Annotated in this window: 5 protein-coding genes; all 5 read left to right on the plus strand. The window is 66.1% G+C overall.

The annotated features are described in order from the left end of the window. Window positions 1-48: 48 nt before the first annotated feature. The 5 genes from EX88_RS0115950 to EX88_RS0115970 all read left to right on the plus strand — a co-directional run bounded on the left by EX88_RS0115950 (window position 49) and on the right by EX88_RS0115970 (window position 7162). Window positions 49-2883: a 2-oxoglutarate dehydrogenase E1 component gene (locus tag EX88_RS0115950; protein ID WP_031372990.1), complete on the plus strand. Its 2835-nt coding sequence runs from the start codon at window positions 49-51 to the stop codon at window positions 2881-2883. Between the two features lie 69 nt (window positions 2884-2952). Then, window positions 2953-4164 (plus strand): dihydrolipoyllysine-residue succinyltransferase, encoded by a 1212-nt coding sequence (sucB, locus tag EX88_RS0115955; protein ID WP_031372991.1) that lies wholly within the window; start codon window positions 2953-2955, stop codon window positions 4162-4164. 119 nt (window positions 4165-4283) lie between these two features. After that, entirely contained in the window at window positions 4284-5708 is a 1425-nt protein-coding gene (lpdA, locus tag EX88_RS0115960) for a dihydrolipoyl dehydrogenase (RefSeq protein WP_031372992.1), read from the plus strand. 166 nt (window positions 5709-5874) lie between these two features. Next, window positions 5875-6468 carry a TIGR00730 family Rossman fold protein gene (locus tag EX88_RS0115965; protein WP_031372993.1) on the plus strand — a complete coding sequence of 198 codons (594 nt, stop codon included), beginning with the start codon at window positions 5875-5877 and terminating at the stop codon, window positions 6466-6468. 49 nt (window positions 6469-6517) lie between these two features. Continuing rightward, window positions 6518-7162 (plus strand): DUF6438 domain-containing protein, encoded by a 645-nt coding sequence (locus EX88_RS0115970; protein ID WP_152566307.1) that lies wholly within the window; start codon window positions 6518-6520, stop codon window positions 7160-7162. The last annotated feature ends 263 nt before the right edge of the window (window positions 7163-7425 follow it).

Consider the following 7425-nt stretch of genomic DNA (forward strand, 5'->3'; position numbering starts at 1 on the left):
CGTATGCGCGACCCCAATCCGCCCACCTAGAGTTTCCCGATAGCCATCGTGGACAGTCTCCTGAAGCAGTTCTCGCAATCCTCGCAACTCGGCGCCAACGCCGCCTTCATCGAAGACCTGTACGAGCAGTACCTGGTCGACCCCGAAAGCGTCGGGGGCAAATGGAAAGCCTATTTCGACGGGTTCAAGGGCCGCGAAGCCGGGGACATCCCGCATTCGGCCGCCATCGAAAGCATCGCCGCCGCCAGCCGCGCCGCCTCCCGGGGCGTCGTAACGGCCGCCGCGGGCGGTTCCCAGGCCAGCGACGAGCGCGAGCGCTCGGTCGGCAAGGTGATCACCGCCTACCGTTCGCGCGGCCACCTCGCCGCCAACATCGATCCGCTGGGCCTGCTCGAGAAGCCGGAAGCGCCGGACCTGGCGCTGGGCTTCCACCGCCTGTCCGAGAGCGACCTGTCGGGCGAGTTCAGCACCGGCGGCGTCGCCGGCAAGGAACGCATGAAGCTCGGCGACCTGCTCGCCCTGCTCAAGGCCACCTACACCGGCCCGATCGGCGCGGAGTTCATGCACATCGCCGACGCCGAACAGCGCCGCTGGATGTACGAACGCCTGGAAGGCGCCGGCGGCAAGTTCGCCCGCAGCGCCGACGACAAGAAGCGCATTCTCGAGCGCCTGACCGCGGCCGACGGCCTGGAACGCTACCTCGGCACCAAGTACGTCGGCCAGAAGCGTTTCTCGCTGGAAGGCGGCGACGCGCTGATCCCGCTGATGGACGTGACCATCCGCCGCGCCGGCGAACAGGGCGTGCAGGACGTGGTGATCGGCATGGCCCACCGCGGCCGCCTCAACGTCCTGGTCAACACCCTCGGCAAGCCGCCGCGCAAGCTGTTCGACGAGTTCGAAGGCAAGTTCGACCACGACGAGCACGCCCACACCGGCGACGTGAAGTACCACATGGGCTTCAGCGCCGATGTCGCCACCCCGGGCGGCCCGGTCCACCTGGCGCTGGCGTTCAACCCCTCGCACCTGGAAATCGTCAACCCGGTGGTCGCCGGCAGCGTGCGTTCGCGCCAGACCCGCCGCGGCGAGAACGGCCGTGCGCAGGTGTTGCCGGTGCTACTGCACGGCGACGCCGCGTTCGCCGGCCAGGGCGTCGGCATGGAACTGTTTCAGATGTCGCAGGCGCGCGGTTTCGCGGTCGGCGGCACGGTCCACATCGTCATCAACAACCAGGTCGGCTTCACCACCAGCGAGCGCCAGGACGCGCGTTCCACGCTGTACTGCACCGACGTGGCCAAGATGGTCGGCGCGCCGATCCTGCACGTGAACGGCGACGACCCGGAAGCGGTGGTGTTCTGCGCCGAGCTGGCGCTGGACTTCCGTCAGCGCTTCGGCCGCGACGTGGTCATCGACCTGGTCTGCTACCGCCGCCACGGCCACAACGAGGCCGACGAGCCGGCGGCGACCCAGCCGCTGATGTACCAGGTGATCCGCAAGCACAAGACCCCGCGCGAGCTGTACGCCGACCGCCTCGTTACCGAAGGCGTGCTCAAGGCCGAAGACGCGCAGGCGCTGGTCGACAATTACCGCGACAAGCTCGACCAGGGCGCGGTCACCACCGAGCTGGTCGAGGTCAAGCCGGACGAGTTCACCATCGACTGGTCCAAGTACCTGTCTGGCAAGCTCAGCGACCCGGTCGACACCAAGTTCGAGCGCAGCAAGCTCGACGCCCTGGCCACCCAGATCAACGCGGTCGCCGACAACGTCAAGCTGCACCCGCGCGTCGCCAAGATCTACGAAGACCGCCGCAAGATGGCCGCCGGCGAGCTCGGCGGCGACTGGGGCTTCGCCGAGAATCTGGCCTACGCCACCCTGCTCAGCGAAGGCTACAAGCTGCGCCTGGTCGGCCAGGACAGCGGCCGCGGCACTTTCTTCCACCGCCACGCGATCCTGCACGAGCAGAGCACCGACGCCTACGTCATGCCGCTGCGCGAGCTGGTGCGCACGCCGTCGGACATGACCATCATCGACTCGCTGCTCAGCGAAGAAGCGGTGATGGCGTTCGAGTACGGCTATTCGACCGCCGATCCCATGACCCTGGACATCTGGGAAGCCCAGTTCGGCGACTTCGCCAACGGCGCCCAGGTGGTGATCGACCAGTTCCTGTCGTCGGGCGAAGCCAAGTGGGGCCGTCTGTGCGGCCTGGCGCTGTTCCTGCCGCACGGCTACGAAGGCCAAGGGCCCGAGCACAGCTCGGCGCGCCTGGAACGCTTCCTGCAGCTGTGCGCGCTCGAGAACATGCTGGTCTGCGCGCCGACTACGCCGGCACAGGCGTATCACATGATCCGCCGGCAGATGCGCATGAGCACGCGCAAGCCGCTGGTGGTGATGACGCCCAAGTCGCTGCTGCGCCACAAGCTCGCGGTCTCGACCCTGGATGAACTGGCCAACGGCGAGTTCCAGCACCTGATCCCCGACGCCCAGGCCAACGTCAAGAAGGTCAAGCGCGTCGTGCTGTGCTCGGGCAAGGTCTATTACGACCTGTTCGAGCAGGCGCAGAAGGACGGTCTGGACGACGTCGCCCTGCTGCGCATCGAACAGCTGTACCCGTTCCCGCGCGAATTGCTGGCGGCCGAACTCAAGCGTTACAGCGCGGCCAAGGACGTGGTGTGGTGCCAGGAAGAGCCGCAGAACCAGGGCGCTTGGTACCAGATCCGCCACCACCTGTCCGCCTGCCTGGCGCCGAAGCAGAGCCTGCACTACGCCGGCCGCGCGCGTTCGCCGTCGCCGGCGGCCGGCCACCTGGCCGACCACGTCGCCGAGCAGACCAAGCTGGTCGCCGACGCGCTGGTCAATTCGCTGCAAGGCGAGTCCAGCGCTGAATAAGCGCTGGCCTGCCGACCCTACATCCAAGAACGACACACACCCTTTCAAGCACTCCAGGATGCCTGCCCCATGAGCACCGAGATCAAAGTCCCCGTCCTTCCCGAGTCGGTCTCCGACGCCACGATCGCCACGTGGCACAAGAAGCCGGGCGATGCGGTCAAGCGCGACGAGAACCTGGTCGATCTGGAAACCGACAAGGTCGTGCTCGAAGTGCCCTCGCCGGTCGACGGCGTGCTCAAGGAAATCAAGTTCGAGGAAGGCGCGACCGTGACCAGCCAGCAGCTGATCGCGATCGTGGAGGCCGGCGCCGCCGCCGAAGCCAAGCCCGCCGCCGCAGCCGCTCCGGCCGCCGCCAAGGCCGAAGCGCTGCCGGCCGCCGGCGCCCAGCCGATCACCCCGAAGGCCGAAGCCCCGAAGGCCGCAGCCTCCAACGACCAACTGCCGCCGGGCGCGCGCTTCACCGCGAACAAGGAAGGCATCGACGCTGCGCAGGTCGAAGGCACGGGCCGCAAGGGCGCGGTGACCAAGGAAGACATCCTCAACTACGCCAAGTCCGGCGGCGTCGGCAATGCCTCGGGCGCCCGCCCGGAAGAGCGCGTGCCGATGACCCGCATGCGCGCGCGCATCGCCGAGCGCCTGATGCAGTCGAAGAACTCGATCGCGATGCTGACCTCGTTCAACGAAGTCAACCTCGGCAAGGTCATGGCGATGCGCAAGGAGCTGGGCGAGTCCTTCGAGAAGGCCAACGGCGTCAAGCTCGGCTTCATGAGCTTCTTCGCCAAGGCCGCCGCCAACGCGCTGCAGCGCCACCCGGTGGTCAACGCCTCGGTCGACGGCAACGACATCGTCTATCACGGCTACGCCGACATCTCGATCGCCGTGTCGACCGACAAGGGCCTGGTCACGCCGGTCCTGCGCAATGTCGAGCGCATGGGCTTCGCCGACGTCGAGAAGGCCATCGGCGACTACGCCAAGAAGGCGCGCGACGGCAAGCTGGCCCTGGAAGACCTGCAGGGCGGCACCTTCACCATCACCAACGGCGGCACCTTCGGCTCGCTGATGTCGACCCCGATCGTCAACCCGCCGCAGTCGGCCATCCTCGGCATGCACGCGATCAAGGAACGCGCCATCGTCGAGAACGGCGCCGTGGTCGCCGCACCGATGATGTACATCGCCCTGTCCTACGACCACCGCATCATCGACGGCAAGGACGCGGTGCTGTTCCTGGTCGACATCAAGAACCAGCTGGAAAATCCGCATCGCATGCTGCTCGGAATGTAAGGGCGAGCTGAGAGTAAAGAGGAGTGAGGAGTGAGTGGCAGACGTTGCTTTACTCATTTCTCACTTTTCCATACTCACTCCTTTTCTTCTGAATCATTTCGAGCCACCAAGGACCCCCAATGTCTGAACAATTCGACGTAGTCGTCATCGGCGCCGGTCCGGCCGGTTATCACGCCGCCATCCGCGCCGCCCAGCTGGGCCTCAAGACCGCCTGCATCGACGCCGCGCTCGGCAAGGACGGCAAGCCCGCCCTCGGCGGCACCTGCCTGCGCGTGGGCTGCATTCCGTCCAAGGCGCTGCTCGACAGCTCGCGCCAGTTCTGGAACCTGCAGCACCTGTTCGGCGAGCACGGCATCAGCGCCGACAACGCCAAGATCGACGTCGGCACCATGGTCGGCCGCAAAGACAAGATCGTGAAGCAGTTCACCGGCGGCATCGCGATGCTGTTCAAGGCCAACAAGGTCACGCCGTACTACGGCTTCGGCACCCTGCACCCGGGCAACATCGTCAAGGTCAAGCAGCACGACGGTTCGGAAGTCGAGCTCAAGGGCACCAACGTCATCATCGCCGCCGGTTCGGATTCGATCGAACTGCCGTTCGCCAAGTTCGACGGCGACAAGATCGTCGACAACGTCGGCGCGCTCGACTTCACCGAAGTGCCCAAGCGCCTGGGCGTGATCGGCGCCGGCGTGATCGGCCTGGAACTCGGCAGCGTGTGGAAGCGCCTCGGCGCCGAGGTCACGATCCTCGAAGCGCTGCCCGACTTCCTCGCCGTGGCCGACGCCGAAGTGGCCAAGACCGCCGCCAAGGAATTCAAGAAGCAGGGCCTGGAGATCAAGCTCGGCGCCAAGGTCAGCAAGGCCGAAATCCAGAAGGACGGCGTCCACCTGACCTATAACGACGGCAAGGCCGACCAGCAACTGGTGGTCGACAAGCTGCTCGTCGCCGTCGGCCGTCGCGCCGCCAGCAAGGGCCTGTTGGCCGAAGGCACCGGCGTCAAGCTCAACGAGCGCGGCCAGATCGAAGTCGACGAGCATTGCCACACCGGCGTCGACGGCGTGTGGGCGGTCGGCGACTGCGTGCGCGGCCCGATGCTCGCGCACAAGGGCTTCGAGGAAGGCATCGCCGTGGCCGAGCTCATCGCCGGCCTGCCGGGCCACGTCAACTTCGACACCATTCCGTGGGTCATCTACACCGAGCCGGAAATCGCCTGGGTCGGCCAGACCGAGCAGCAGCTCAAGGCCGAAGGCACGCCGTACAAGACCGGCAGCTTCCCGTTCGCGGCGATCGGCCGTGCGGTGGCCATGGGCGAGCCGGCCGGCTTCGTCAAGGTCATCGCCCACGCCGAAACCGATCGCGTCCTCGGCCTGCACCTGGTCGGCGTCGGCGTGTCGGAGCTCGTGCACGAAGGCGTGCTGACCATGGAGTTCAAGGGCTCCGCCGACGACCTCGCGCGCATCTGCCACGCCCACCCGACCCTGTCGGAAGCGATCCACGATGCGGCGATGGCGGTCGACAAGCGCGCGATTCATAAGGCCAATTGACGGCCGGGATTCGGGAATGGGGATTCGGGATTCGCAACTGCATTCCCGCCTCGCCTGAAGCCCACGCAGACGCCAGGCCTTGCCTGGCGTTTTGCGTTTAGGCTCCCGAAACCGAATCGCTCTCACCCTGCTTTTGCCAATCCCGAATCCCAAATCTCGAATCCCTATGCAAAGCCTCTGCGTCTACTGCGGCTCCAATTCCGGCTCCAAGCCGATCTACACCGAACGCGCGATGGCGCTCGGCACGCGCATGGCCAAGGACGGCATCGCCCTGGTCTATGGCGGCGGCAACGTCGGGCTGATGGGCACGGTCGCCGATGCGGTGCTCGAAGCCGGCGGCGAAGCGATCGGGGTGATTCCCGAGCAGTTGGTGAACTGGGAAGTCGCCCACCGCGGCTTGACCAAGCTGGAGATCGTCGGTTCGATGCACGAGCGCAAGGCGCGCATGTTCGACCTCGCCGAGGGCTTCGTCGCCCTGCCCGGCGGCTTCGGCACCCTCGACGAAATGTTCGAGATGCTGACCTGGCGCCAGCTCGGCATCGGCAACAAGCCTTGCGCGTTTCTCGACATCGACGGCTTCTACACGCCGCTGATGTCGATGCTCGACCGCATGGTCGAAGAACGTTTCCTGCACGCCGACCAGCGCCGCGACCTGTGGCACGGCGACGACCTCGACACGATGCTCGCCTGGATGAGCGAGTACCAGCCGGCCGCCGCATCGAAGTGGATGGACGAGAAGCGGCGCAACGCCCTGCGCTGAGCTGCAAGACTCGATAAGCAGCAAGACTCTAGGGACAGGAGGTCGGACCATGCGCTGGATCGTATTGCCTTTGCTCATGCTCGCGGTGGCGGCGTGCAAGCCGGCCCGGCCTCCCGCGAGCGACATCGACCGCACCACGGTCGAGATCGAACGTAGCGGCTGCCTCGACAGCTGTCCGGTCTATAAGTTGCGCATCAACTCCGACGGTGTGGCGATCTTCAGCGCCCGCGACTTCACCGGCCGCCACCCGCTGCGCAGCGCGAGCGGCGACTTGGTGATCCCGCACGAAATCGCCGACAAGGACCGTCGCGCCCTGTTCCAGCGAGTGAATTCCAAGGCCTTCGCCGAACTGCTGCCGGACTACTCCAGCGGCGTGTCCGACGGCCCGACCACGACGATCACCGTCAACACGCCATCCGGCGAGCGCAGCGTCACCCAGAACGCTGTCGCCTGCCTGCGCGACAGCAAGAAACCAGGCGCCCTGTCGTCCACCTCGATCGACCCGCAAGCCCGTTTCGTACCGGACGTGTTCTGCGAGACCGTCGCCCTGATCGAAACCGCGAGCTGTGCCGGCTTCTGGTCCGCGCAAACCCGTCCGCCGCAGGACCCCAACGATCCCCGATTGTCGCCGCCGGAGCGTTGCCGCTTGCCGTCGTTCGGCGCAGCGGCGAATGCCGGTTCCGTGCAGCCATGAAGGCGAGGCGTTCCGGTGCGACGAATCGCCCTCGTTGCGGATCGTTTCTTGTAGGAGCGGCGTGAGCCGCGACCGCGGAACGCGCAGAGGCTGCAATGCCGAATTCATCTATCGAAGCGGCGTGCCGTCACAGGGTAGGAGCGGCGCGAGCCGCGACCACGCTGTAAGGGGTTTGCGGCGTTTCGCTCACGCAAGATAAAGATCTAAATCAAACGCTAAAAGCTTCCGCCACTAAAGCGGCGGGTTACTTTCTTTTGTCATAA

The sequence above is a fragment of the Lysobacter antibioticus genome, from assembly GCF_000731095.1.
In the GTDB taxonomy this organism is placed as follows: Bacteria; Pseudomonadota; Gammaproteobacteria; order Xanthomonadales; family Xanthomonadaceae; genus Lysobacter; species Lysobacter antibioticus_B.